This is a genomic window from Amycolatopsis sp. NPDC023774 (assembly GCF_040639695.1).
In the GTDB taxonomy this organism is placed as follows: domain Bacteria; phylum Actinomycetota; class Actinomycetes; order Mycobacteriales; family Pseudonocardiaceae; genus Amycolatopsis.
In genome coordinates this window covers 132,883-156,154 of record NZ_JBFAAJ010000002.1, presented here as the reverse complement: position 1 = coordinate 156,154, position 23,272 = coordinate 132,883, and the positions used below count along the sequence as shown (strand labels likewise).

At 72.1% G+C, this 23,272-nt stretch carries 27 protein-coding genes and 2 pseudogenes; 17 read left to right on the top strand and 12 right to left on the bottom strand.

Annotation, left to right across the window (positions count from 1 at the left end):
• The first annotated feature begins 36 nt into the window (after positions 1-36).
• Positions 37-726, top strand: a complete 690-nt coding sequence (locus AB0F91_RS06705; RefSeq protein ID WP_360596277.1) for an enoyl-CoA hydratase/isomerase family protein — start codon at positions 37-39, stop codon at positions 724-726.
• On the opposite strand, the gene AB0F91_RS06700 is transcribed toward AB0F91_RS06705, so the two are convergent.
• Both AB0F91_RS06700 and AB0F91_RS06695 read right to left on the bottom strand, forming a co-directional pair.
• Positions 710-1,822, bottom strand: coding sequence for a 3-isopropylmalate dehydrogenase (locus AB0F91_RS06700; RefSeq protein WP_360595418.1), 1,113 nt, complete (start codon positions 1,820-1,822; stop codon positions 710-712). The genes AB0F91_RS06705 and AB0F91_RS06700 overlap by 17 nt on opposite strands.
• Before the next feature lie 51 nt (positions 1,823-1,873).
• Positions 1,874-2,629, bottom strand: coding sequence for a GntR family transcriptional regulator (locus AB0F91_RS06695; protein WP_360595417.1), 756 nt, complete (start codon positions 2,627-2,629; stop codon positions 1,874-1,876).
• Here AB0F91_RS06695 and AB0F91_RS06690 point away from each other — a divergent pair.
• Genes AB0F91_RS06690 through AB0F91_RS06680 form a run of 3 tightly spaced genes read left to right on the top strand, consistent with a single transcriptional unit; the run spans position 2,622 to position 4,050 of the window.
• Positions 2,622-3,404, top strand: coding sequence for an extracellular solute-binding protein (locus tag AB0F91_RS06690; RefSeq protein WP_360595415.1), 783 nt, complete (start codon positions 2,622-2,624; stop codon positions 3,402-3,404). The two genes, AB0F91_RS06695 and AB0F91_RS06690, sit on opposite strands and share 8 nt — an antisense overlap.
• A gap of 53 nt (positions 3,405-3,457) precedes the next feature.
• On the top strand, positions 3,458-3,940 hold the full coding sequence (locus AB0F91_RS06685; protein WP_360595413.1) for a hypothetical protein: 483 nt from the start codon (positions 3,458-3,460) through the stop codon (positions 3,938-3,940).
• Positions 3,928-4,050: a hypothetical protein gene (locus AB0F91_RS06680; protein WP_360595411.1), complete on the top strand. Its 123-nt coding sequence runs from the start codon at positions 3,928-3,930 to the stop codon at positions 4,048-4,050. Before AB0F91_RS06685 ends, AB0F91_RS06680 begins: the two co-directional genes overlap by 13 nt.
• 37 nt (positions 4,051-4,087) lie before the next feature.
• Here AB0F91_RS06680 and AB0F91_RS06675 read toward each other — a convergent pair whose 3' ends face one another.
• Positions 4,088-4,870: a methyltransferase domain-containing protein gene (locus AB0F91_RS06675; protein ID WP_360595409.1), complete on the bottom strand. Its 783-nt coding sequence runs from the start codon at positions 4,868-4,870 to the stop codon at positions 4,088-4,090.
• A 9-nt stretch (positions 4,871-4,879) separates the two neighbouring features.
• On the bottom strand, positions 4,880-5,500 hold the full coding sequence (locus AB0F91_RS06670) for a hypothetical protein (protein ID WP_360595408.1): 621 nt from the start codon (positions 5,498-5,500) through the stop codon (positions 4,880-4,882).
• A gap of 136 nt (positions 5,501-5,636) precedes the next feature.
• Here AB0F91_RS06670 and AB0F91_RS06665 point away from each other — a divergent pair, with 136 nt between their 5' ends.
• From AB0F91_RS06665 to AB0F91_RS06640, 6 genes and pseudogenes are all read left to right on the top strand, one after another.
• A complete protein-coding gene (locus tag AB0F91_RS06665) occupies positions 5,637-6,356 on the top strand; it encodes an SDR family oxidoreductase (protein WP_360595406.1) in 720 nt (239 codons plus the stop codon).
• Between the two features lie 20 nt (positions 6,357-6,376).
• A complete protein-coding gene (locus tag AB0F91_RS06660) occupies positions 6,377-7,678 on the top strand; it encodes an MFS transporter (RefSeq protein ID WP_360595404.1) in 1,302 nt (433 codons plus the stop codon).
• Between the two features lie 8 nt (positions 7,679-7,686).
• Positions 7,687-8,835 (top strand): C45 family peptidase, encoded by a 1,149-nt coding sequence (locus AB0F91_RS06655; RefSeq protein WP_360595401.1) that lies wholly within the window; start codon positions 7,687-7,689, stop codon positions 8,833-8,835.
• Positions 8,832-9,665 (top strand): polysaccharide deacetylase, encoded by an 834-nt coding sequence (locus AB0F91_RS06650; RefSeq protein ID WP_360595399.1) that lies wholly within the window; start codon positions 8,832-8,834, stop codon positions 9,663-9,665. The genes AB0F91_RS06655 and AB0F91_RS06650 overlap by 4 nt, the downstream gene beginning before the upstream one ends.
• 3 nt (positions 9,666-9,668) lie before the next feature.
• Positions 9,669-10,106, top strand: a pseudogene (locus AB0F91_RS06645) (SDR family oxidoreductase); the annotation flags it as partial.
• Positions 10,107-10,218: 112 nt separating this feature from the next.
• Positions 10,219-10,368 carry an SDR family oxidoreductase gene (locus AB0F91_RS06640; RefSeq protein ID WP_360596275.1) on the top strand — a complete coding sequence of 50 codons (150 nt, stop codon included), beginning with the start codon at positions 10,219-10,221 and terminating at the stop codon, positions 10,366-10,368.
• Here the strand turns inward: AB0F91_RS06640 and AB0F91_RS06635 are convergent.
• Entirely contained in the window at positions 10,361-12,013 is a 1,653-nt protein-coding gene (locus tag AB0F91_RS06635) for an ABC transporter substrate-binding protein (protein ID WP_360595397.1), read from the bottom strand. The two genes, AB0F91_RS06640 and AB0F91_RS06635, sit on opposite strands and share 8 nt — an antisense overlap.
• Positions 12,014-12,128: 115 nt before the next feature.
• Between AB0F91_RS06635 and AB0F91_RS06630 the strand changes: the two genes are divergently transcribed.
• From AB0F91_RS06630 to AB0F91_RS06615, 4 genes are all read left to right on the top strand, one after another.
• The gene (locus AB0F91_RS06630; RefSeq protein ID WP_360595395.1) at positions 12,129-12,308 is read left to right on the top strand and encodes a hypothetical protein; all 180 of its coding nucleotides are present in this window, start codon (positions 12,129-12,131) and stop codon (positions 12,306-12,308) included.
• 61 nt (positions 12,309-12,369) lie between these two features.
• On the top strand, positions 12,370-12,852 hold the full coding sequence (locus AB0F91_RS06625; protein WP_360595393.1) for a sigma-70 family RNA polymerase sigma factor: 483 nt from the start codon (positions 12,370-12,372) through the stop codon (positions 12,850-12,852).
• Positions 12,849-13,391, top strand: coding sequence for a hypothetical protein (locus tag AB0F91_RS06620; RefSeq protein WP_360595391.1), 543 nt, complete (start codon positions 12,849-12,851; stop codon positions 13,389-13,391). The genes AB0F91_RS06625 and AB0F91_RS06620 overlap by 4 nt, the downstream gene beginning before the upstream one ends.
• Complete coding sequence (locus AB0F91_RS06615; RefSeq protein WP_360595389.1) at positions 13,388-14,005, top strand: methyltransferase domain-containing protein; 618 nt, start codon at positions 13,388-13,390, stop codon at positions 14,003-14,005. The genes AB0F91_RS06620 and AB0F91_RS06615 overlap by 4 nt, the downstream gene beginning before the upstream one ends.
• A gap of 52 nt (positions 14,006-14,057) precedes the next feature.
• Here AB0F91_RS06615 and AB0F91_RS06610 read toward each other — a convergent pair whose 3' ends face one another.
• The 3 genes from AB0F91_RS06610 to AB0F91_RS06600 all read right to left on the bottom strand — a co-directional run bounded on the left by AB0F91_RS06610 (position 14,058) and on the right by AB0F91_RS06600 (position 18,025).
• On the bottom strand, positions 14,058-15,482 hold the full coding sequence (locus AB0F91_RS06610) for a lamin tail domain-containing protein (protein ID WP_360595387.1): 1,425 nt from the start codon (positions 15,480-15,482) through the stop codon (positions 14,058-14,060).
• A gap of 505 nt (positions 15,483-15,987) precedes the next feature.
• Complete coding sequence (locus AB0F91_RS06605) at positions 15,988-16,683, bottom strand: hypothetical protein (RefSeq protein ID WP_360595385.1); 696 nt, start codon at positions 16,681-16,683, stop codon at positions 15,988-15,990.
• 322 nt (positions 16,684-17,005) lie between these two features.
• A complete protein-coding gene (locus AB0F91_RS06600; RefSeq protein ID WP_360595383.1) occupies positions 17,006-18,025 on the bottom strand; it encodes a helix-turn-helix domain-containing protein in 1,020 nt (339 codons plus the stop codon).
• A 96-nt stretch (positions 18,026-18,121) separates the two neighbouring features.
• On the opposite strand from AB0F91_RS06600, the gene AB0F91_RS06595 reads away from it, so the two are divergent.
• From AB0F91_RS06595 to AB0F91_RS06585, 3 genes and pseudogenes are all read left to right on the top strand, one after another.
• Positions 18,122-19,012 (top strand): alpha/beta hydrolase, encoded by an 891-nt coding sequence (locus tag AB0F91_RS06595; RefSeq protein ID WP_360595381.1) that lies wholly within the window; start codon positions 18,122-18,124, stop codon positions 19,010-19,012.
• 18 nt (positions 19,013-19,030) lie between these two features.
• Positions 19,031-19,396 (top strand): hypothetical protein, encoded by a 366-nt coding sequence (locus AB0F91_RS06590; RefSeq protein ID WP_360595379.1) that lies wholly within the window; start codon positions 19,031-19,033, stop codon positions 19,394-19,396.
• Between the two features lie 224 nt (positions 19,397-19,620).
• A pseudogene (locus AB0F91_RS06585) lies at positions 19,621-20,539 on the top strand (LysR substrate-binding domain-containing protein).
• Between the two features lie 877 nt (positions 20,540-21,416).
• On the opposite strand, the gene AB0F91_RS06580 reads toward AB0F91_RS06585, so the two are convergent.
• From AB0F91_RS06580 to AB0F91_RS06565, 4 genes are all read right to left on the bottom strand, one after another.
• On the bottom strand, positions 21,417-21,644 hold the full coding sequence (locus AB0F91_RS06580) for a hypothetical protein (RefSeq protein WP_360595377.1): 228 nt from the start codon (positions 21,642-21,644) through the stop codon (positions 21,417-21,419).
• Between the two features lie 94 nt (positions 21,645-21,738).
• Entirely contained in the window at positions 21,739-21,960 is a 222-nt protein-coding gene (locus tag AB0F91_RS06575; RefSeq protein ID WP_360595375.1) for a hypothetical protein, read from the bottom strand.
• 52 nt (positions 21,961-22,012) lie between these two features.
• Complete coding sequence (locus AB0F91_RS06570) at positions 22,013-22,189, bottom strand: hypothetical protein (RefSeq protein ID WP_360595373.1); 177 nt, start codon at positions 22,187-22,189, stop codon at positions 22,013-22,015.
• Entirely contained in the window at positions 22,186-23,067 is an 882-nt protein-coding gene (locus AB0F91_RS06565) for a fumarylacetoacetate hydrolase family protein (protein ID WP_360595372.1), read from the bottom strand. The genes AB0F91_RS06570 and AB0F91_RS06565 overlap by 4 nt, the downstream gene beginning before the upstream one ends.
• Positions 23,068-23,272: the final 205 nt, after the last annotated feature.

The window sequence follows — 23,272 nt, the reverse complement described above, 5'->3', positions numbered from 1 at the left end:
ACCCGCGCGCCCCGCGACTACCTCGACTTCGCGTCGATCGCGGAGCTCGGTGACCCGCTCGGGGACCTCGCCGAGCGCTCCGGCGAGGTGAAGGGTGTGATGCTCACCGGCGGTGTCGACGGGTACTCCGTCGCCCACGGAGACCTCGAAGACCTCGCCCGCCTCGGCCGCGGCGAGGGCCGGGACGTCCCGCCTGCCTGGCGGCGCGTGACCGACCTCGTACGCAACCTGCCGCAGCCCGTGGTCGCCGCCATCGACGGCCAGTCCTGGGGCGCGGGCAACGAGCTGGCCATCGCGTGCCAGCTGCACGTCGCCTCCGAGCGCTCGCACGTGGGCGACCCCGAGGTCAACGTCGGCATCACCACCGGCGGAGGCTGCGCGCCGCGCCTGCTGCGCCTGATCGGCCTGGGTCTCGGCGCCGACGTCCTCCTGCGCGGCCGGCTCGTCGGCGCGGCCGAAGCGCTGCGCGTCGGCTGGATCAACGAGGTCCTGCCGAACGAGGGCTTCCTCGACGCGGCGGTCGAGTGGTGCCGCAAGCTGCTCGAGCTGCCGACCAACGCCGTCTACGTCGCGAAGCGCGTGCTGGTGCGGAGTGCGGAGCTGTGCTGGACGAAGGCCTGGCCCTGGAGCTCGACGAGTTCCGCGAGATCACCGGCACCAGTCCCGAGATGCTCGCCCGCATCGACCGGATTCTCGCAACTGACCTCGCTCAGGCGAGCGCGCTGATCAACGACCGGTCCGGGTCGCCGATCGCCGCCGGGTCCACCGTGGCGACGCGTTCGGCGATCCGGCGGCCGAGCTCTTCCGTCGTGGCACCCATGTCCGGGCCCGCCAGTGCGGGGAGCTCGGCGAGCACGGACGCCGCCGCGGCTTCGAGCGCGAGCGCCGCGTCGCGCTCGCCGAGCGTGGCCAGGCAGAGCGCGGCCGACAGCACGGCTGCGGCCGGGTTCGCCCAGCCGCGCCCGGCGATGTCGGGCGCCGAGCCGTGCACGGGCTCGAACATGCTCGGCGCGCTGCCGGCCGGGTTGTAGTTGGCACTGGCCGCCACGCCGAGTCCACCTTGGACTCCTGCGCCGAGATCGCTGATGATGTCGCCGAAGAGGTTGTCGGTCACCACCACGTCGAAGCGGCCCGGGTTCGTCGGCAGGTAAAGGCACATGGCGTCGGCGTGCACGTAGTCGTGCTCGACGTCGGGGTGGCGCGTGGCGACCTCGTCGACGACGTCCTGCCACAGCCGCCCGGCGTGGACGAGAATGTTCGTCTTGTGGCACAACGTCACGCGCCGCCGGCGCCGCTCCGCCAAGCGGAACGCGAACTCGACGATCTCCGTCGTGGCCGCCACGGTGGTCACCGAGTTCTGCAGCGCCACGGCGTGCGGGGTGCCGGCGTGGGTGGTCGAACCGCCGCCGGTGTAGAGGCCTTCGGTGTTCTCGCGCAGCACGACGAGGTCGCAGTTCTCCGGTGTCACGCCCTTCATCGGGCTTTCCACGCCGGGGTAGAGCCGAACCGGCCGGACGTTCACCGACTGCCGGAACGCCACTCGCAGCGCCACGATCAGGCCGCGCTCCAGGACGCCGGGCGCCACGCGCGGGTCGCCGACCGCGCCGAGCAGGATCGCGTCGTGTTCGCGCAGCTTCTCCACGGCCGGCTCGTCGAGGACCACACCGGTGCGCAGGTAGTGCTCGGCGCCGAGGTCGAACTCCGTGGTGGCCACGGCAAAACCGAACTTCCCGGCCGCTGCGTGCACGGCGGTGAGCGCGGCGGCGGTCACGTCCGGGCCGATGCCGTCGCCGCCGATCACGGCCAGGTGGTGCTTGCGCATGCGGGTCTCCTGTTCGACTGAGGCTTTGCCGGGGCTTCTGCGGGGGGTGACCTAGTCGGAGCGGACCGACGCGTCGAGCAGTTCCAGCCGGCGCCGGTCCTCGGCCGAGAGGCTCTGCCCGTACACGGCTGCGAGACTGTGGTGCGAGAGCGACGCGGCGGTCTCCGCGTCGCCGCGCTCGATCGCGTCGTAAACCGCTTGGTGCGTGCGCACGAACTCCGCGCGCACGTCGTCCGTCTCCGTCGAAGAGTCCACAGTGTCGCGAGCGAGGTCCACTATGGCCTCTTCGATCGCGTCGTTGATGATGTCCATCAGCGCGTTGCCCGCCGCCTTGCGGATCGCGGCGTGGAATTGCGCGTCGGCGCGTGCGAAGGCCTCGGTGTCGCCGGAACCGACCTCGGCCATGAGCCGGATCGCCTCCGCCATCTCGTCGAGGTGCTCCTGCGTGCGCAGGTGCGCGGCGAGGAAGTTGGCCGTGGAACCGGTCATCATCCGGTACTGCACGAGATCGACGAGCGAGATCTGCTCGACCTTCACCGCGCCGTTGAGCATCCGCGAGATGCCCTCGGTCATCGACGCCGACACGCGGGGTCCCTTGTGGCTGCCGGGGCTGGTCTTGATCAGCCCCATGTTCTCCAGGATGCGCAGCGCTTCCCGGACCGTGGAGCGGCCGACGGAGAACTGCTCGACCAGCGCGCGTTCCGACGGCAGGTAGTCGCCGGCTTTGAACTGGCCCCCGTAGATGGCGGCCTCGATCTGGGCGACGACCGATTCGAAGGCCCGGCCCTTGGTGACGGGGGTGAACATTGCGCAATCCTCTCGTGCCCACCCGCGTGAGGTCGACGGGGGCGAGCGCGCGCAGCTGCCGTCGCTGTCGGAGCTGTACCCGCTGGCCGTGGACTCCGGCGGCTACTGGGTCGCCGAGCTCGCGTCGATGACCGGCATCGTCTACCACACCGAGCGCGTGAAAACGCCACTGAAGTCGTGGAAAGACCTGCGGGACCCGAAGTACCGCGGCAAGGTCGCGATCTCGAACGTCAGCGGCACCGCCGGCTACCACTTCCTCGCCATGGCCGCGCGGCTCAACGGCGGCAGCGAGACCGCGATCGACCCCGGCTTCGCCGCGATCGCCTCCCTGAAACCGAGTCTCGCGGCCATCTACAGCACGCCCGACGAGATGAGCAAGCTCCTCACGAGCGGCGAGGCCGACATCGGCGTCTGGTACGCCGACCGCACGAGTGCCCTGAAATCCAGTGGCGCGCCCGTCGCCTTCGTCCGGCCCCGGGAAGGCGCCACCGCGATCCTGTCCGCGATGTGCCTGCCCGCGGCCACCAGCCGCCCGAAAGACGCCCACGCCTACCTGGACTTCCAGATCTCCTCGGCCGTCAACGGCAAGTTCGTGCAGGCGATCGCGGAAGGTCCGACCAACAGCAAGGTCACGCTGCCCCAGCCGTTCCTCAGTGCGAACTACGTGCCGTACGGCCAGCAGCAGATCTCGTCGCTGATCCAGCTCGACAGCGAAGCGATCTCCCAGAACCTCTCCGCCTGGATCACGCGGTGGCAGCAGGAGATCGCGAGCTGAGCCGTGCCCGAACCCGGCTTGTCGGGCCCGGCGCGGGGCCGTAATTTGGGACAATGGGGCGGATTCCGGCGGTGGCGCAGGCAGGGGCCGTCGGTGCTCCCGGCAGTGTCTCCTGGTCGCTGCTGGTCGCGGGCAGCGCCGTCACCGTGCTCGGGTTCGTGGCGAGCACGGTCTGCTACCGGGCGGCCTGCCGGTGGGCCTCCCGGGGGCTCGAGACGAGCAGTCTGTTCGCGGGATTCGCGGGGTTGGCGGGCATGGTCGCGGCCCTTTGGGGCGCGATCGAGATCGTCTCCGACGCGCCGGACGACCCGCCCGCCGGGACGGGAGCATTCCTCCTGCTGCTCGCCGCGGGTTTGGTGGCCGGTGCGGTACTGGCGGGGATGATCGCGCTGGAGCGCACGGCGCGGGTTCCGGCGGAGCTGGTCTCGATCGTGGCGCTGGACCCAGTGCCGGTGGTGCCCGTCGCCCTCACCGCCGTCGCCGCGATGGGCACGGCCGTGCTGGCGGTGCTGGGCGCGACCGGGTGCTGCACCTGAGCATCGTCGTGGCCGTGGCGTGGGTGTTCGTCGGCGTCGGGCTCCTGGTGGTCGCAGGACTCGTCGTCCTCGCTCTGGTGTGGATCGTGGCCCTGGTCTTCGGCGCGTGACCACCCGGCTCGCGGCCGCTCGCCGGAAACGCGCCGGTCATTCCGCTTCCGCGGTGAAGAGGTACCGGTTGAGGCAGTAGAAGTACTCGCCTTCCTCGGCGCGCTCTCGCAGGTCGGCTAGCCACGCCTCGGCGTCGGCTTCGGTGACGCCGCCATGGCCGGGCACGAACTCGGCGATGATGTGCATCTGCGTCGCGCTGAACGAATCGGGCGTCAGTTGCGGGTTCAGGATCGGGTGCACGTGGTGCCCGGTCACGCGGAAGCCCGCGCCCCGCAGCAGCGCCGGCAGGATTCGTGGCAGCCGGGGGTGCGCGAGGTGCTCCTCCCAGGCGGCGAGAATCCGGCGGTGCCGGGCGCGGTCGGCGGTGTGCCAGACGAGCGAGTCGGCGTCGGTGTCGAGGATCAGCACGCGCCCACCGGGGCGAAGCACTCGGCGCAGCTCCGCCAACGCACCGGGCACGTCGGGCACGTACTCGTAGACCTGTGTGGACACAGCCGCGCCGAACGAACCTTCGGCGTAGGGCAGGGCGCCCGCGCCGCCCTCGTCGACGCGCACCCATGGCAGCTCGCGGGTGCGCGCGACGGCGAGCTCGTTCATCGCGCCACTGGGGTCCAGCCCGTGGGCGGCGCCCGACGCGCCCACGGCCCGTGCGATGGACTCCAGCAGGTACCCCGGCCCCGACCCGACGTCGAGCACCCGCTCACCCGGCCGCGGCGCCAGCCGCGCCAGCACCGCGTCCCGCTGCGCCACGACGTCAGGGCTCGCGTACAGCCGCTCGGTGCGCTTCGCGCCTTCGTCGTCGAACCGCAGCATCGCCATGGCCAGACCCTACGACGAGAGCAGATCCAGCGAGAACCCGAAGACGAAGATGACCAGGCCGATCCATTTCAGCCGCGATTCGAGACCTTCGCGGGTCCTGAGCTGCCCGAGCGTGGTCACCACGAACGCCTCGACCAGCAACAACCCCAGCACGTACCCGCCGCCGCCCAGCACGAGGCCGCCGACGGTGGGGGCGGCGATGGTGATGAACATCAGCGCCACGGGCCACGGCATGGGGTCACTCGGCGGCGCGTACAGGTAGTGCACGCCGGCGTAAAGGAGAATCGCCATCGCGGCGGTGCCGGCGAACCACGCCACCCGCAGCCCCTTCTCGTGCGCTTCCGGGCGGGCCGGTTCCGGGGCCGCGCCGGCCGGGACCGGGCGGCGCAGAAGGGTCCAGACCCAGTAGGGCACCCACCGCGCCAGCCGCCGGCGCCGGTGGCGCAGCGACGCGTGGAAGGTCTCCATCCGCTGCCGTCCCAGCAGGTCGATGACCACCGTCAAGCCGCCGAGGAACTCCAGCGTCTTCCCGATCCGCCCCCACCAGAGCACGGCGATGCCGAACACGCGCAGCTGCGCCGTGTCGTGGCCGGCGAGCCACTCGCGCCACGCGTGCAGCAGATCCCACATCCCGCCCCCCGTGGTCGCTGCGATCTTCGCAGCCGAGTCAACCCCCGCGGCACGCACATCGGTCGAACGACCGATGCCGAGCCGGGCCCGCCCGCCTACCTTCCCCGGCACCGTCGTCGATCGGGAGGAGACGTGAGTGGACACGCTGGCGGTGGTGACCGGCGCGGCCGGAGGGCTCGGGGCCGGCTTCGCGGACCGGCTGACCCGCATGGGCGCGACCGTCGTACGCGCTGACCTGCGGTTCGACGGCGTCGACCAGGACCGGGCGCACCTCGACGTGACCGACCCGGCGTCGTGGGAGCGGCTGCGCGACCACGTGCACGAGCACTTCGGGACGGTCGGGCTGCTGGTGAACAACGCGGGCGTCAGCGCGCGCGACGACCTGCTCTCCACCTCCGACGACGACTTCGCCCGCGTGCTGGCCGTGAACGCGTTCGGCCCGTGGCGCGGCATCAAGACCTTCGCCGACGACCTCGTCGCCACCCGGGGCGCGGTCGTGAACGTGGGCTCCATCTACGGCGTCACCACGCCGCCCGGGGGCGAGGGGACCGTGCCGTCGTCCGTGGCCTACCAGATGAGCAAGGCGGCGGTGCACCAGCTGACCAAGGTCGCCGCCGTGGAGCTCGCGGCTCGCGGGATCCGCGTGAACGCGGTGCTGCCCGGGGTGTTCCGCACGGCGCTGCTCGAACACCTGCCGCCCGACGCGTTGCGCGCCCGCGTCGACGGTGCCCCGATGGCGCGTGCGGGTGAGATCGGCGAGCTCGCCGACGTGCTCGCCTTCCTCGCCGGCCCGGAGTCCTCGTTCGTCACGGGCGCGCTGGTGCCCGTCGACGGCGGGTACCTGGCGGCGTCCTGACCCACTCCCGAGGAGGAACCATGACCGTGCACCCCGCGCACGCCGCCACGGGGGCGAACACCCCGAGACTCCAGCTGAGAGCCGTCGTCTCGAGCAGCATCGGCAATCTCCTGGAGCAGTACGACAACCTCGTCTACGCGTACTCGGCCGTCTACCTGTCCGCGCAGTTCTTCGCCGGCGACTCGTTCTCGTCGCTGCTCTCGACGTTCGCCGTGTTCGCGGTCGGCTTCCTGGCCCGCCCGGTGGGCACGGTGGTGTTCGGCCACATCGGCGACAAAGTCGGCCGACGGCCCGCGCTGATCCTGAGCGTGGTCCTCATGGGCGCCGCGACGGTGCTGGTCGGCCTGCTGCCCGGGTACTCGACGATCGGGCTCGCCGCCCCGATCCTGCTCGTGATCCTGCGGCTGTTCCAGGGCTTCGCGGTGGCGGGCGAGTGGGCGGGGTCGGCGACGATGCTCGTCGAGTACGCCCCGCCGAAGGCCCGCGGCCGGTACGGCAGCCTCAACCAGGTCAGCACCGCCGCCGGCTTCCTCGTGGCCGCCGGGGTCGTCGCGCTCAACTCGCTGTTCTGGACCGAGCAGAGCATGAAGGACTTCGGGTGGCGCATCCCGTTCCTCGTCGGGGCGCTGACGGCCGTCGTGGCGCTCGTGCTGCGCTTCGGGCTCGAAGACACGCCGCTCTACCGTGCGGAGAAGGCCGCGGGGGAGGTCAGCTCGAGCCCCCTGCGCCTGGCCCTGCGTACGCAGAAATCCGCGATGGCGCTGGGGTTCTTTTTCACCGTGAGCTGGACCGTCGCGTACTTCTTCTTCCTCACCTACCTGCCGACACACCTGAAAACGCAGGTGAAGCTCGACTCCGGCACCGTCGAGGCGTCGAACCTCGTCGCGCTCGTGGTGCTGACCGTCGCCATCTGGATCTTCGGTGTGCTGTCCGACCGGATCGGGCGCAAACCGTTGCTGCTCATCGGGTCCGGCGGCTTCATCGCGCTGACGTTCCCGGTGATGTGGCTGTTCCAGACCGGCAGCACGGCCGGCGCCTACCTCGGGCAGATCCTCATCGCGCTCGTCCTCGCCGCGTTCTCCGGGCCCGGGCCCGCGGCGCTGGCCGAGCTGTTCCCCACCAACGTCCGCTACTCGGCGCTGGGCATCGGCTACAACTTCTCCGTCATGGCCTTCGGCGGCACCGCCGGCTTCATCGCGACCGCGCTGATCGACGCCACCGGCAACGCCCTCGTGGTGGCCGCCCTGCCCACCGCCGCGGCGATCATCACCTTCGTGGCGGTCTGCCGGATGCCCGAGACCTACCGGACCGAGCTGAAATGAGCACCGCCATGACCACTCCCCGCCTGATCGTCGTGCAGGGCAGCTACCACCGGATGGGCGAACAGCTCGGCACGCAGACCGCCGAGCTCATCGAACGCAGCCTCGCCACCTACGTCGGCCGCTTCCGCGACGACGCCGGCCTGTCGGACGCCGACATCGACCGCTGGGGCCGGATCTACCTCGACGTCGCCGAGTCCTACGTCCCCCAGATCGCCGCGATGCTCCACGGCATGGCCGACGGCTCCGGCCACCCGGCGCACCGCCTGGCCGCGCTCAACGCGCGCACCGAAATGCTCTACGGCACCGGCTACCGCGACGAAGGCTGCACGTCGGTGTCCGTGCTTCCGCGCTACACCGCCGACGGCCACACGCTGCTCGCGCAGAACTGGGACTGGCACCCGGAACAGGCCGAGGTCACGTTCCTGCTGGCCACCCGCGACGAGTCCGGGTTCTCCGTGCTGTCGCTGACCGAGGCGGGCATGTTCGCCAAGAGCGGCCTCAACTCGGCGGGCCTGGGCGTGTGCGCCAACCTGCTGATCTCCGACCTCGACCACGGCGGGCGCGGCGTGCCGTACCACTACCTGCTGCGCGGCGTGCTGCAGTCGCCGACGATGTCCGTGGCGCACAAGCGGTTGCTGCCTGTCGAGCGCATCTCCTCGGGCAACGTGCTGCTCGCCGACGCGGGCGGCGAGTCGATCGACTTCGAGCTCGCGCCCGGCGTCTTCGGCACGCTGCTGCCGGAGCAGGGGCTGATCACGCACTCCAACCACTTCCAGGCGAACCTTCCGTTGCAGGACAAGAAAGCCGCCACCAGCGCGCTGACCCAGCTGCGGCCGGCCCGGGCCCGGCACCTGCTGGAGCCCGCGCTGGACGAGCGGCGCGTGCGGGTGGCCGACGTCGTCGCGACGCTGCGGGACGAGTGGTCGTTCCCGGACGGCATCTGCCGCCACCCCGACCCGGACGTTCCCGCGTCGGACAAGTTCTGCACGGTGTACTCGCTGGTCATGGACCTCACGGATCGGGTGCTGTGGATTGCGCCGGGCCCGCCGAGCCGGCACGCCTACACCCGCTGGGATCTCGACCGGCTCTTCGACGGTGATCCCGCCGACCTTCCGGTCCGCACCGAGTTCGAGCCCGAGGAGGCCGCCGTCGCATGAGCCCGACTGTCTGCTTGACGTTCGACTTCGACGCCATCTCCCTGTGGGTCGCGCGCGGTCAGATGACGCCCGGACCCGTGTCGCGCGGGGAGTTCGGCGCGTACGCGATCGGTCGCATCCTGGATCTGCTGGGGCGTCACGCGGTGCGGTCGACGTTCTTCATTCCCGGGCACACTTTGGAGACGTACCCGGCGCAGTGCGAGGCGATCGCCGCGGCCGGGCACGAGATCGCGTTGCACGGCTACGCCCACGAACCTGTGTCCATTTTGGATCGTGATGCCGAGCTGGCCGTGAACCGGCGTTCGGCGGCGTTGATCGAGAAGCTCACGGGCGCGCCGCCCGCCGGGCACCGGACGCCGAGCTGGGACTTCACCGACAATACGATCGAGATCCTCGGCGAACTCGGCGTGGAGTACGACTCTTCCTTGATGGGCACGGATTTCGAGCCGTACTTCGCGCGTTGGGGGGACGTCTGCGATCCCGACGGGCCCTATCGGTTCGGGCCCGCGTCTTCGATCGTCGAGCTCCCGGTGTCGTGGACGCTCGACGACTACCCGCACCTGGAGTACCTGCGCCTGCCGCAGGGCGTGATGCCGGGGCTGCAGGACGCCGACGCGGTGTTCGAGCGGTTCCTGCGCGACGTGCGCTACCTGACCGAGACCGTGCCCGGCGGCGTGGCCACGGTGACGCTGCACCCGCAGGTCGTCGGCCGCGGTGCGCGGATGGCGGCGCTGGAGCGGTTCGTCGTCGGCTGCCGGGAGCTGGGCGTGGGGTTCGAACGTTGTGCGGACGTCGCACGGCGGTTCCGGCCAGTCCTCGAAGGACGGTGACCGGTGCTGAAATCGGTGCTGCTGCTGGGTTCTCGCGGTGGCCTCGGGCGGGCCATCGGCTCGCGGCTGACCGAGGACGGGTGGACGGTCGTCGGCGCGGACCTGCCGGAGCTGGATCTGGCGCGACCGGACGTGGCTTCGGCGGTGGCGCGGCTGCAGGAGTCGCACGGCGGGTTCGACGCGCTCGTGCACGCGGCGGGGCTCTATCCGGCGGCGCCGGTGTCGGATGGTGACGAGGAGCTGTTCGATCGGGTCCTGACGGTGAACGCGCGCTCGGCGTTCGCGGCGGGCGCGCAGTTCGTCCGGAGGTGTGTGGCCGCGGGCCGGCCCGGGGCGATGGTGTTCGTCAGCAGCGGCGCGGCGACGCGGGCGCGGCCGGGCACCGCGGTGTACGCCGCGTCGAAGGCCGCTCTGGACGCGCTGGTGCGGGCTTTCGCGCTGGAACACGGGCGCGATCGCATCCGCTGCAACGCCGTCGCGCCCGGGTTCGTTGACGTCGGCTCGCAGGTGAACCCCGTGCCGCGCTCGTACGTCGAGGGGGTCGAGGCGGCCAGTGAGCGGGCGGCTGGGCCGTCGCGAGGAGATCGCCGCCGTCGTCGCGTGGCTGCTGAGCGAAGATGCGTCGTGGGTCAACGGGCGGTCGGTGCCGGTGGACGGCGGGGACGGCATCGGGTCGGTGACTTCGCCGTCGTGGCTCAGCTGAACCGCGCCGGGGCCAGGCGGCGGTGGATGCCGCCTTCGATGCGGTAGACGAGGTGCGGGTGGCCGCGGGTCGGGTCGCCGGTGTCGTCGGGGTAACTGAGGCCGCGCTGACCGCGGCCGAGGAACTGGTGCGCGCCGGTGACGCCGAACGACGCGACCGAGCGCAGCTGCCGGCGCACCGCCGCGAAGTCCCACGGCCTGCTGACCTGGCTCCACACCTGGGCGAGCACGTTGACCATGTCGAAGTGCACCGCGGCGGCACCCAGGCCGGGCTCGCCGCCGTAGGCCGCGCGGTAGCGCTGCTCGAACGCGTGGCAGGCGGGGCTGTCGACGTGGCCGATGACCGTCGACCACAGCAGCCCTTCGGACAGCGAGCGGAACCGGTCCGTGAAGCCGGGTGCGGCGGGCGACCAGGCGACGTGTACGAGCGTGCGGTCCCGCAGCGGTTCGGCGGCGGCGAGGAACGCGCGCAGCGTCGGCTCCGGAAAGCTCGACAACGAGACGGCGTCGGCTTCCGCGCGCTCCAGCTGCCGCACGACGTTCGTGAAGTCTCCGGTGTGGTCGGGCACCGGTTCGGCGAACACCAGCTCCCAGCCCGCTGCGGCGGCGTGGCGCTCGACCTGCTCCGGGATCGACGCGTCGAAGGTGCTTTCGCGCGGCAGCACGGCCAGCCTGCGGCGCCGTCCGTGGTCGAGGTGGGGGAGCGTGCGCAGGAGGCCTGGTACGTAAGCGGATTCGGTGGAGCAGACCTGGAACACGGCGCCGAGGCCGCGCGGGTCGGCGTGCACGTCGTCGGAGAGGGCGGGCCCGGTCATGCTGTGCAGCACGGGCGCCCCGGCGGTGGCGGCCGTCGCGATGGCCTTGCGCGCGTAGGTCAGCGGGAAGTTGCCGAACACAACGGCGTCCACGCCGCGCGCCGTCAGCTCCTCGACGGCGTCCTGCAGGCCTTCCGGCGTCGCCCCGAGCGCGACGTGCTCCACCTGCCGCCCCGCGACGCCGCCCCGCGCATTGAGCTCGGTGACGGCCAGCTTGTCACCGCGGCGCATCGCCACGACCTCGGGTCCGGCGGCCGCCGCGTAGACCGCGCCGATGAGCGCGGGCCGGGGCTTGGCCGTGCGTGGTTTTGCCGGGGGTCTGGTTCGCAGGAGGGCCAGCAACTTCGCCGGCAGCACCAGCTCGATGGCGGGCAGGGGTGCCGCGTAGGCGTCGAGCTCGGCCAGCAGCGTCGCGACGGTCACGCGGGAGTTCGTGCCGGTCTTGGTGAAGATGTGCTCGAGGTGCGTCGCCACCGTTCGCCGTGAGCACTGGAGCGCCTTGGCGATGTCCTGGTTGCCCAGCCCACCCGCGACGCCGGTGGCCACCTGCAGTTCACGCACGGTCAGCCCGAACGGCGCGGTGGTGTCGACCACGTCCAGCCGCGCCAGCCGCTCGTCGCCGTCGGTGACGTCCACGGTCACCCGGCGCACCACGTTGTCCGCGACGTCGAGGTACTGCACCACTTGCTCCCGCAACGTGCGCACGGCCCGCTCCGCGACCATCACGAGGTCGTGCCGCCTCCGGAAGAACACCTGGTCACTGCCCGTTCCAGCCCCGGCTTCCGGCTGCAGCCACCGCCGCGCCGTGATGTCGTGCTCCCGCGTCACCACCAGCCGTCTCCCTTCGTGGGGGCAGAGGGGAGTATCCCAACCGGGGGCCACTTCGGCGCCGTCGTTCGGTCGTCGTTGCTGGTGTGGGGTGCCCGAATCGGGCAGAGTCGGCGATATGCGCAGATTCCTGACCGCCGGTGTGCTGGCCGGCTCGTTCGCCTTCGGCGCCCTGGCCGTGCCCGCCACTTCGTCGGCGGCCGTCGCGCCTGGCTGGTGCCTGGGGCCGGCCCCCTGCACGGTGACCCCCGACGGCTGGTGCCCCACCCCGTCCGACGACATCTGCCGGCGCTCCTGACCCGGACCGTGCAACCTCCGGGGCATCCCGGCTCGTATGGGACGGCGACGAGAGGGGTGGCGTGGCGGATCGGGCGAGTTTCACCGACGTGGCGCGGGACCGGGCGCCGCGGTGGCGTCGGGTGTCGTTCCTGCTGTGCGGGGACTGGGCGTTGGCCGAGGACATCGTGCAAGTGACGTTGCTGCGACTGTACAAACGCTGGCACCGCCTCGACCCGGCGGGCATCGACGCCTACGCCCGCCGCGTCATGGCGCGGCTGGCGATCGACGCCGCGCGCCGGCCGCACCGTCGCGCGGAGGTGCTGACGGCGCCGCCCGAACGGCCGCGTCCGGACGCGATGCCCGAGGACAGCGCCGACGTCCGCGCCGCGCTGGACACACTCGGTCCTCGGCAGCGGGCGGTGCTGGTACTGCGGTTCTATTGCGACCTGTCGGTGACCGACACCGCGAAGACGCTGCGCATCACCGAGGGCACCGTCAAATCCCAGTCGGCCCGCGCTCTCGCCACGCTGCGGACGTTGCTGACGGAAGGAGCCAGCTCATGACCCGGGACCTGCTCGACCGCGCCCTCGGCTCCGACGAACCCCCGCTGCGGCTGGACTTCGAGGCGATCGCGGCCCAGGGCGCGCGCTCGGTGCGGCGCCGGGCCCGGCTGGCGCTGGCCGGCTCGGCCGCGGCGGTCGTCGTGGCCGCGTTGGGTGCGGTCGCGGTGCTGCGGCACGAACCGGTGTCCCCGGCCTCGTCCGGGCAGATCACCTACGCCAAGCCCAACGACCGCGAGATCGCCTACTGCTACCACACCGCGGACATCACCAGCCCCGCGCCGAACCAGCACGTCCCGGCCGGCATCAACGGCAACAGCCCGAACGGACGCGGCGACATCGCCGCCGCGATCATGGACATCTGCGTCACGGCTTGGAGAGACGACTACTACGAATGGCACAGCCCCACCGTGCCGCCCTTGGTCGCGTGTGTCCTCACTTCGGCCGCCGTCGGGGTCGAAGCCGGCGCCGTCGGCGTATTCCCCGGAGACGAGCGGACCTGCGCCGTCATGGGCCTGCCCGTCGCGAACCTGAGCCGATGACCGAACCCGCCTGGCTCCGCGCCCAGTGGGACAAGTACGCCTCGCGGTACGACCGCAGCATCGGCTTCCTCGAACGCGTCCAGTTCGGCGGCGGGCGTGAATGGGTGTGCGAGCAGGCGCACGGCGAGGTGCTGGAAGTGGCCATCGGCACGGGGCGCAACCTGGGTCTCTACCCGCCCGACGCCCGCGTGACCGGTCTCGACCTCAGCCCCGCCATGCTGGCGCTGGCTCGCCGGCGCGCCGACGACCTCGGCCGGCCCGTCACGCTGCGGCAAGGGGTCGCCGAAGCACTGCCGTTCCCCGATGCGACCTTCGACACCGTCGTCTGCACCCTCGGCCTGTGCGGTTTCCCCGACGACCGCGCCGCCATCGCCGAGATGCACCGTGTCGTGCGCCCCGGCGGCGCGCTGCTGCTGCTCGACCACATCGGCAGCCACCACCGTCCGCTGCGCTGGGCCCAATGCCTCCTGGAACGCGTCACCCTCCGCCAGATCGGCGACCATCAGACCCGCCGCCCCCTGCCGCTGGTCACCGCCGCGGGCTTCGAGATCACGCGGGCGGAGCGGCTCAAATTCGGGACGGTGGAACGGCTCGCGGCCCGGAAGCCGGCCTGAACACGGCTGTGGTCCCGGCCGGCTCACGGCCGGGACCACAGACTCGCGCACGTCAGCAGCTGATGCTGCCCTTCCGCACCGCGTGCCCGCCGTCGTTGCTGTCGTCGGACCAGTAGACCGGCTTCGAGCCGCCCGAGCACTCGCTCGCGGGGGCGACGGCGAAGCCCTCGTTGTTGTAGTTCGACATCCCGGTCGGCCGCTGGTACACGGCGGCCGTCGTGAAGGAGCCCGACGACACCTGGAACGTGCGGTGCTGCCCATCGCACGTGTCGTCGCAGACGGCCCACAGGCGAGAGGCCTGCGGTTCCCACTGCAGCTCCATCACGCCCTCCATGCCGCTGCCGAACGAGGCCACCCGGGTGAACGCGCCGGAGTCCTGCAGCACGTAGCCGTAGATCATGCCCGTGCCCTCGACGCCGACGAAGAACACGCCGCCGGTGTGGGAGCCGTAGCGGCCGGGGGAGTAGGCCGCGCCCGTGGAGGAGTCCGTGAAGCCCGCCGCGGTGAGCGACGCGTCCGGCACCCAGGTGACGCCCTCGAAGCCCGAGTTGGAGTCAACGGAGGGCAGGTCCGATGTCAGGTTCCACTCCTTCGCCGCGTTCAGCGCGGTCGCCGAGCCGCTGACGTCGTAGCGCAGCACCGAAAGCCGGCTGGTGCCGGACTTGTCGTCGTCGCGCTCGGTGGCCACGAAGACGCCGGCCGAGGAGCCGGAGCCGGTGACCGTGACGCCCTCGTCGTCGGGTGTCCCGGAACCGTTGGGGAAATGCAGCTTCTTGCCCGAGGACCAGCCCGACGCGGTGTCCGGCAACCACCCGCCGGAGCCGTTGGGCACCAGGCGCCACAGCTTCCCGGAGTTCTGGGCCGCCCACAGCACGCCGCCCTCTTGGTACAGACCGGACAGGTCCTCGCCGAAGACGTTCGACGCGTCGGCCGTGGACACCGAACCGCTGCCCGGCCACGCGACCGGCGAGGTGCCCTGGCCCGAGCCAGCGCACGCGTTCGGCCCGCCCAGCGTCAGCGCGGACGCCTGGCGGAACGAGCCCGTGCCGTCGGGGCAGCGCGACCACGACGGGTCGGAGTGGTCGTGCCAGCTGAAGCTGTCGACGAGCGTGCTGCCGTTGGCGAGGTAGAGACGCGCCTCGTCCTCGGAGCCGAGGCCGAACTCGTCGTGCACGTCGAACGCGCGGAACGCGCCCGGCGCCAGCGTGGTGCCCGAGGCGATCTTGTAGTTCGAGCCGTTGTCGTCGTCCTTGAGGATCCATCCCGAGATGTCGACGGCCGCGGTGCCCTTGTTGTAGAGCTCGATCGAGTCGTTGACGTCGCCGGTCGTCACCACCTCGTTGATCCGGACGTCGTCGGCGGGCGCCGCACTGGCCGCGGGCGCGGTGAGCGCACCGAGGACCAGCACTGGTCCGGCGACGGCGACGAGGGGACGACGGAGGTTGCGGTGCCACCGGCGAACGCGTGAATCGGCCACGGAATCCGTCCTGGGGTCGGGGAACAGGGCCACCCGACAGTTCCGACCCGGGCCGAACAGGCGCCCTCTCACGGATGAGCACGGTGTGAACGCTGGACGAACGCGTGAACTCGGTGGCTCGTCGTGGCACTGTGTCGTTACCTCGACGCGTGAACGGGCTCCGTCTGGTCCCGGGCTCGGCGAGTCGCTGTGTTCACTCGGCGTCGACGCGCTGCCCGACGGCCGCGTGCCGCTGTTCGTCTGCCCCGAATGCGGTGATCTCGGCTGTGACGGCGTGACGGTGGTCCTCGGGCGGACTGCCGACGAGGCCGTGTGGCCGACTTCGGCCGGCAGACCGACTACGACCCGGAGGTGTTCCGTGAGCGGCACGCGGGACTGGGGCCGGTCGGCTCCTCGCGCGCAGTAAGCCGCGGCGCTTTCCTGACGCTTCCCGGAAACACCGAAGGGACCCCGGGGTTTCCGGGATCCTTTCGGCGCTTTTATTCGTGCTGGTGTGCTTGCCGCGTCAGCCGGCGAGGCGGATCGAGGCGACCTGGCGGTCGAAGCCGATCTTCTCCAGGTCGGGCGCGTCGCCCGTGATCAGCATCGACTTGCCGGTGCAGTTCGCGCCGGTCCAGATCTTGTACGTGCCGTCGGCGTCGATGGAGCGGACGAGGTCGGGGTTGCGGACCTCGTTGCAGCCCTTGTCGGCGGCGACCTGGGAGCCGTCGGGCTCGGAGAAGTTCTTGCCGCTGTCGAGGAGGGCGAAGGTGGAGGTGAGGTTGGCGTTGGCGCCTCCGTTGTTCCCGCCGTTGTCATCGCCGGCCAGCTTCACCGACACGGTCTTGTTGTCGAAACCGAGCTTCGCGAGGTTGCTCACGTTGCCGGTGACCACGATCGACTTGCCGGTGCAGTTCGCGCCGCTCCACAGCTTCAGCGTGCCGGTCGTCGTCAGCGACGAGGTGACCTTCGGCCGGGCCAGCGTCTGGCAGCCCTTGCCGGAGATGCCCTGGGAGGCGCCGTTGTCGGAGAACGCGGCGTCGTCGAAGAGGGTCGCGCTGGTCGCGGTCAGCGTGGCAGCCGGCGCGGCCGCGGCGGCGCGCAGGTCGTCCGCCCCCGCCGGCGCCGTCGTCGCGCTGTCGCTGCCTGCCCCACACGCGGACAGCACCGCGGCCCCCGCCGCGACGAAAGCGGCCAGGAACATCGCCTGCTTGCGGAACATGAGAACACTCCCCGTTGTTCTTGGCACCCGGTTCGTCCGGGCGACTCGACGAGGACACGGCTGCCGGATCCCCTGCGGTTCACCGGTTCCGGAAGTTTTTTCAGACCGAAGTGGACGGCCCGGCCTCAGCGTGGCGGCTGCGACGAACTCCAGCCGTGGGCCCGGACATCCGTAAGCTGCGGGGCGTGACGGTGGACGTGGCCCGGCGTTGCCCGCGGATCCGGCCGCGTTGAAGCACGACGTCGCCCGGGGTCGGGTCGAGACCGTGGCCGCATGGTGAATTCCTGCTCCGACGGCGAGACCGCCCTCGTCTCGCGCTGACTCAGGCCTCCAGCAGCCGCCACGCGGTGAGGCCGAGTTGGGCGCGCGCGGGGCCGGTGGGGGAGACCAGGCTGTAGCCGAGGGTCTTGCCGAGCTGGTCGAGGCGGCGGGCGACGCTGCTGTGGTGCAGGTGCAGCACGTCGGCGGCGCGGCGGACGGAGCCCGTGGCGCAGTAGGCGTCGAGCGTGTCCAGGTCGTCGGCGGCCAGGGAGGCCAGTGCGGCCACGTCGGTGTTGTCGCGGGCGGCATCGCCGGGCACGTGCGCGAGCAGGGCCAAGGCCCCCAGCGAGCAGTAGTCCACGACCGGCCGGCGCGACGTCGTGAAGCGCAGCGCCGTGCGCGCCGACAGCCACGAGCGCGGCAACGGCCCCACTGTCCCGATCCCGGCCCGCACCTGCGCCGGGAACCGCGAGACGTCGACGGTGGTGAGGAGCAGCACGCCGACCTCACCCAGGGGCGCAGCCTTCACCGGGCGCGTGGGGCAGACCAACGCACCGAGCTGGTCGAGCGGCAGCGGCGAGCGCACGGCGACGACGCGCACCGCCGCGTCCGCCGCGAAGCCGAGGAGCCGCAGGGCCCGCGCGCGGGCGGCATCGTCGGTACCGGGACTGATGGCGAGCTCGACGAGGGCCGGGTCGGCCATGGTGGTGCGGGCGGGGCCGTAGCGTTCGACGACGGCGGCCGCGGCGATGGCCAGGCGGTCGAGCAGAAGGCGGTCGAGGGGGAGCGGCGACTGTCGTTCCAGCCAGACCGCGCCGATCTGCTCGTCGTCCAGCGTGATCGCGACCGTGGTCGACGCGCGGCCGGAGGCGGGCGCGGGGCCGTCCGGGGCGACGCGGAACGTCTGGCCGGTGCCGTCGAGCCGGATGCCGGCCACGCACTCGGCCAGGCCCGCCGACGCCCGGGCCAGCGCGGGCAGGTCGACGCGCCGGCGGATCAGCGTGTCGTAGAACATCACGACGCGGATCGCGCCCTCGGCCTCCGAGTCCAGCTGCGAGAGCCGGACGACCAACGCCTCCATACCCGGCAGCGTACGCGGCGAGCGTCGCGGCATCAGGCGATTTCGCGCGACGGCCGGCGGGCGACTCGGCGCCCGAGCAGCGGCAGGATCATCGGCATGAACCCGGAACTCGAAGCCTTCCTCCCGCTGTTCCCGCCCGCTGACCTCGACGATCCGGTCACCGCCCGCGAGAAGCTCGCCGGCCTGTCCGCCTCCGCGCCGCCGCCCGACACCGCGGGCCTCACGATCGAGGACCACACCGCCGACGGGGACGTCCCCGTGCGCGTCTACCGGCCGCGGCAGGCCCACGGCGCGATCATCTGGCTGCACGGCGGCGGCTTCGTCATGGGAGACCTCGACACGGAGCACCCTTGGGCCGCGCGCGTCGCGGACGGCGCCGGCGCCGTGGTGATCTCCGTGGGCTACCGGCGGGCTCCGGAACACCCGTTCCCGGCCGCGGTGGACGACGCGTACACGGCGCTGACCTGGGCCGGGAAAAACGCGGCGGACCTGGGTATCGACCCGGCCCGCATCGCCGTCGGCGGGCACAGCGCGGGCGCCGGGATCGCCGCCGCGATCGCGCTGCGGGCCCGCGACGAGCACGGGCCGGCGATCCGCTTCCAGCTGCTCAACCAGCCCGAGCTCGACGACCGCCAGGACACCTGGTCGGCGCGCACCTTCACCGACACGCCGTGGATGACGCGCGACAAACTCGCCGCGACCTGGCGCCACTACCTCGGCGACGCCCCCGGCACGCCCTACGCCGCCCCGGCGCGCGCGGCCGACCTGTCCGGCCTGCCGCCGGCGTACGTCGCCACCGCCGAGTTCGACCCGCTTCGCGACGAGGGCATCACGTACGCGCTGCGCCTCCTCCAATCGGGCGTGTCCGCCGAGCTGCACCAGTGGCCCGGCACCTTCCACGGCTCGCAGGCGATCCTGTCCGCCGAGGTGTCGCAGCGCCAGATCGCCGAACTCGCCGCCGCCCTCCGTCGCGGCCTCGCCGACTGACCCCTCGAAAGGAAACCCATGACCCCGATCGACCTGTTCACCTCCTTCCTGCACCTCCACGACGACGGCCACGCCAACGCGGCTCCCCGCGCCTTCGACGGCGAGCCCGACGACTGGCATCTGATGACCTTCCACGCCACCACCGACGCCGACGTCCACTCCGACCACTGGGAGATCCATGCCGCCGCCGACGAACTCGTCTGCTGCCTCACCGGCGGCTTCCGGCTGTACCTCCGCGACGAGGACACCCCGGCCACGCTCACCCCGGGCACCGCGGCGATCGTCCCGTGTGGACGGTGGCATCGCCTCGAACTCGACGCCCCCGGCGACCTCCTGTCGGTCACCGTCCCGCGCGGCACGCGGATCGAACCCCGGGCCGCGTAGAGCTGCGCGTCCACCTCGGATCGAGGACCTCATCCCGGACAGCAGTTTCCGGCCGGGCCGGTCCAGCGCAACGCCCCGCGGAGCCCGGCGGCCGGTCCAGAACGTGTCGGCCGACAGCGGAACAGTGGTCGGAGCAGCCATGCCCCGACGGTAGGTCGGCGCCGAGCGACACGTCCAGCTCACCATTCCGGACGTTCTGTTCGGCCCAACCGCACAATGAAGCGGTGCTGAACCCGTGGCGCCTGCGCCTGCTGAGCCGGCTCGACACCCTGGGCACCATCCGCGCGGTGGCGAGCGCGTCGAACCTGAGCGCGTCGAGCGTGTCGCAGCAACTCTCCGTGCTGGAGACCGAAACGCGCACCAAGCTGCTCGAACGCACCGGCCGCCACGTCCGCCTGACTCCGGCCGGGCTGATCCTCGCGCGCCGCGCCCGGGCGATCCTCGAACCACATGGCCACGGTCGAGGCCGAGCTGCGCGGGCTCGGTGACGAACCCGCCGGCCTGGTGCGGCTGGGCGCGTTCCAGAGCGCCGTCCACGCGCTCGCGGTGCCCGCCGTAACCCGGCTGGCTGCGGCGCATCCGGACCTGCAGGTCGAGGTGCTGCAGCTGGAACCGCACGAGAGCATGCCCGCCCTGCGCGGGGGCGACGCGGACCTCATCATCACGACCACGGACTTCGTCGAGCAGCCGCTGGACCCCGACGTGGACCTCGTGGCGCTCGCGACCGACCCGATCGTGCTGGTCATGCCGCCCGATCACCCCGCGACCCGCCGCGGCGCCGTCGACCTGGCGGCGTTCGCGGACGAGGCGTGGTCGCTGGACCTGCCGCAGTCCTACATGGCCAACCTGACGCTGCGGCTGTGCCGGCAGTCGGGTTTCGAGCCGCGCGCGGTGTGCCGCTTCGGCAACTACATGCTCGCCCTGCAGCACGCCGAGGCCGGCTTGCCGATCACGCTGCTGCCCGGCCTGGCCGTCGACCCCCGGTACCGCGTGACGACGCGCGAGCTCGCGTCGCCGGTGACGCGGACGATCACCGCCGCCGTGCGCCGGGGCTCACCGCAGCGCGCGGCGCTGCAGGTCGTGCTGGACGCGCTGCGGCGGAATCCGCCGGTTTCGGCCGGTGTGCCGGGTGCGGCTGTGTGACGGTGGGCCAGCAGGCGCACGTCCGCCGACGGATCAGAACCCCAGCCCGGCGCGGGTTCGAAGGACCCGCGCGCCCGTCCCCTCCCCGGTCGGGCGCGCGGGAGTCGTTCCCCGAAGGGCTCAGTGGCTCGCGTTGAACTCGAGCACCTCGTCGAGGCGGGTCGACCACGCCGGGGACGTACGGCGGAGGCCGACGACGAAGGGGGCCGGTCGCCGGGTCCGTCGTGTCGGAGAAGCACCCGGAGCACCCGGATCGGCCGGTTTGACACGCCACCACCGGTTCACCGCGCCTCGGTGGTCGCTCATGCCGTTCAGCTCCTCTCGTCCGGTCATGATCCACTCTGGCAGCGCGGGCGCGATCCCGCACCCGTCTGCGCGGCGGGCCGGGTGGTCCGGGAATCAGGTGTGCACGACGGTCACAATGTCGTCGACAATCTTGTCAACAGGGCGCCGCCCGCCGCCGGTGTTGATCACCACGCCGGTCACCACGCGCGCGGCGACCGGGTCGGCGAAGTACCCGAACGCACCCCGCGCGGTCGTCCGGCGCGGCCGTGGTCTTGAGCAGCGTGCCGGCCGCGATGCGTTCCGAACGGCCCGCTCTGCGCTCCACAGTGGACTCCGTGCCGCCGAGCGCGGTCAGTCCCGAACAGCGCGTGCTCGAGGTGCCGCCCGGGCGCCCCGCCGTTCCCGCGCACGGCCGGCGCCAGGGCCACCGACAGGTGCTGGACAACCCCGCGCAACGCCCGCTTCGAGCTGCCGTAGAGCACCTCGCCGCCGACGGGGTGGAACGCGGACTCGGTCACCGCCACCGGCCCGCGCGTCGCGCAGCGCGCCAGGTGGCGGTCACCGCCACGAGCGCGGCGAGCACGTTGGTCCGCTACGTCTCCTCGGCCGCGGCGACGAGATCCGACACCGGCAGCTCGCGAACCCACGCGTAGTGGTCGAACACGCCGACACAGCACGTCAGCTGGTCGACCCGGCCCGCCGGTGCACACCGCCGACCGAGCACCTCGGACGAGGTCGCGTCACCTTCGACCATGGTCAGCGGCTGTGACGTGGCGTCGGCCCGCGGCGCGGCGGCGTGCTCGGCCGAGCGCTCGACCACGGTGACCGTGACGCCTTCGCGCAGGCAGGCAGCGCGGCGGCCCGGCCGATGCCGGAGCCGCCACCGCCGACGCGGATGGTCAGCCCGCGCAGGCTCACGGCGCGGACCGCCGTTCCAGCAGGGCGGAGATCAGCTCCGGTGCCGGGAAACTGAGGCAGCCGAACGCTGCCGCGTCGAGCTGCCACGAATCCCGGCGTGGGGACCGGATGTCCAGGCGCATCCGGTTGCGCGTTCGCACTTTGCGGACCACGACGTCGACGAACGCGTTGCCGATCACGATCGGCCCGTCACCCGGCTCGGCCGCCAGCGCGACCACGTCGCCGATCTGCGGCCTTTCGAACAGCGACTCCTCGACCGCGAATGCCTCTTCAGCCGAAGCTGGACCGGTTGTGCGCGTTGATCGGCGCCTGGTCGGACGCCGCCCACCACCGCGCCAGGCGCCGGCCGTCCGCGGTGCGGCGCACGGCGTCGTTGCGGGCCGGCGAGTACAGGCACGGCGTCGGGCTGCCGCCCGGTTGCGGCAGCGGAAACAGTGCTGACGTCACCGGGCTTCGAGCAGCTTCGCCACTTCGTCCTTTCCGGACACCACGGTGCTCGTCAAGGTGCCGACCTCGCCGACGGTGATCGCGACCCGGTCGCCGGCGGCGAGGGTGAAGGGCAGGTCCGGCACCAGCGCGGTGCCGGTGGCGAGCACCACTCCGTCGGGGAACACGTCGGCGCGGAAGAGGTACTCCAGCAGCTCGTCGAATGTGCGGCGCAGCAACGATGTGCTGGTGGCGCCGGACCACACGAGAGCGCCGGCGCGGTGGATCTCCAGCTCGATCGGGAGGTTCGACGCGTCGGCCACCTCCCAGGCCGGCCGGATGCCGGGGCCGACGGCGCAGCCGCCCAGGTAGGTCTTGGCCTGGGGGAGGTAGAGCGGGTTGACGCCTTCGATGCTGCGCGAGCTCATGTCGTTGACGACCGTGTACCCGACGACCTCGGCCCGGGAGTTGACGACGAGCCCGAGCTCCGGCTCCGGCACGTCGATGCCGGAGTCGGTGCGGATCGCCACGGACTCGCCGTCGCCGGTCACGCGCCAGGCGGCGGACTTGAAGAACAGCTCGGGCCGCGGGGCTTCGTACACGAGGTCGTAGACGTCGGCGGCGCGCTCGCTTTCCGTGATCCGCGCCTCGCGCGAGCGCTGGTAGGTCACGCCCGCCGCCCAGACCTCGGTGCGCCTGTCGACGGGCGGCAGGAGCCGGACGCCGGCCACGTCGTGCGACGGGCCGTCGGCGCCGGCGCACAGGTCCCGCAGCTCGTGCAGCGGCAGGGCGAGCAGCTCGCCGATGGACGTCACCGGCAGCTCGAGGACGGTGTCCGCGGTGCGGACGCCGACGGCCGGGTGGGTTCCGCCCGGGGAACGGAAACGAACGATGAGCACGGCTGACCTCGATCCTCGTGGGGATACTGCGGCCCGATCCGGGGCCGAGGGGGAACCTAGACACGGCAGCGGGTCCGGCGCAAGTGTGTCCGAAGTGGACTGTATGGTCACGGGCCGGGTCGCGGTGCTGACGCTGAACCGGCCGGCGAAGCGCAACGCGATCACGGCGGAGATGGCCGGGCCCCGCGCTCCCATGCCTTGGCGC

Bases quoted from the DNA above. Each gene is read 5' to 3' on its own strand.
- AB0F91_RS06700 (WP_360595418.1), bottom strand. From the start codon at position 1,822: ATGCGCAAGCACCACCTGGCCGTGATCGGCGGCGACGGCATCGGCCCG.
- AB0F91_RS06695 (WP_360595417.1), bottom strand. From the start codon at position 2,629: ATGTTCACCCCCGTCACCAAGGGCCGGGCCTTCGAATCGGTCGTCGCC.
- AB0F91_RS06685 (WP_360595413.1), top strand. From the start codon at position 3,458: ATGGGGCGGATTCCGGCGGTGGCGCAGGCAGGGGCCGTCGGTGCTCCC.
- AB0F91_RS06675 (WP_360595409.1), bottom strand. From the start codon at position 4,870: ATGGCGATGCTGCGGTTCGACGACGAAGGCGCGAAGCGCACCGAGCGG.
- AB0F91_RS06670 (WP_360595408.1), bottom strand. From the start codon at position 5,500: ATGTGGGATCTGCTGCACGCGTGGCGCGAGTGGCTCGCCGGCCACGAC.
- AB0F91_RS06660 (WP_360595404.1), top strand. From the start codon at position 6,377: ATGACCGTGCACCCCGCGCACGCCGCCACGGGGGCGAACACCCCGAGA.
- AB0F91_RS06655 (WP_360595401.1), top strand. From the start codon at position 7,687: ATGACCACTCCCCGCCTGATCGTCGTGCAGGGCAGCTACCACCGGATG.
- AB0F91_RS06650 (WP_360595399.1), top strand. From the start codon at position 8,832: ATGAGCCCGACTGTCTGCTTGACGTTCGACTTCGACGCCATCTCCCTG.
- AB0F91_RS06630 (WP_360595395.1), top strand. From the start codon at position 12,129: ATGCGCAGATTCCTGACCGCCGGTGTGCTGGCCGGCTCGTTCGCCTTC.
- AB0F91_RS06620 (WP_360595391.1), top strand. From the start codon at position 12,849: ATGACCCGGGACCTGCTCGACCGCGCCCTCGGCTCCGACGAACCCCCG.
- AB0F91_RS06615 (WP_360595389.1), top strand. From the start codon at position 13,388: ATGACCGAACCCGCCTGGCTCCGCGCCCAGTGGGACAAGTACGCCTCG.
- AB0F91_RS06605 (WP_360595385.1), bottom strand. From the start codon at position 16,683: ATGTTCCGCAAGCAGGCGATGTTCCTGGCCGCTTTCGTCGCGGCGGGG.
- AB0F91_RS06600 (WP_360595383.1), bottom strand. From the start codon at position 18,025: ATGGAGGCGTTGGTCGTCCGGCTCTCGCAGCTGGACTCGGAGGCCGAG.
- AB0F91_RS06595 (WP_360595381.1), top strand. From the start codon at position 18,122: ATGAACCCGGAACTCGAAGCCTTCCTCCCGCTGTTCCCGCCCGCTGAC.
- AB0F91_RS06590 (WP_360595379.1), top strand. From the start codon at position 19,031: ATGACCCCGATCGACCTGTTCACCTCCTTCCTGCACCTCCACGACGAC.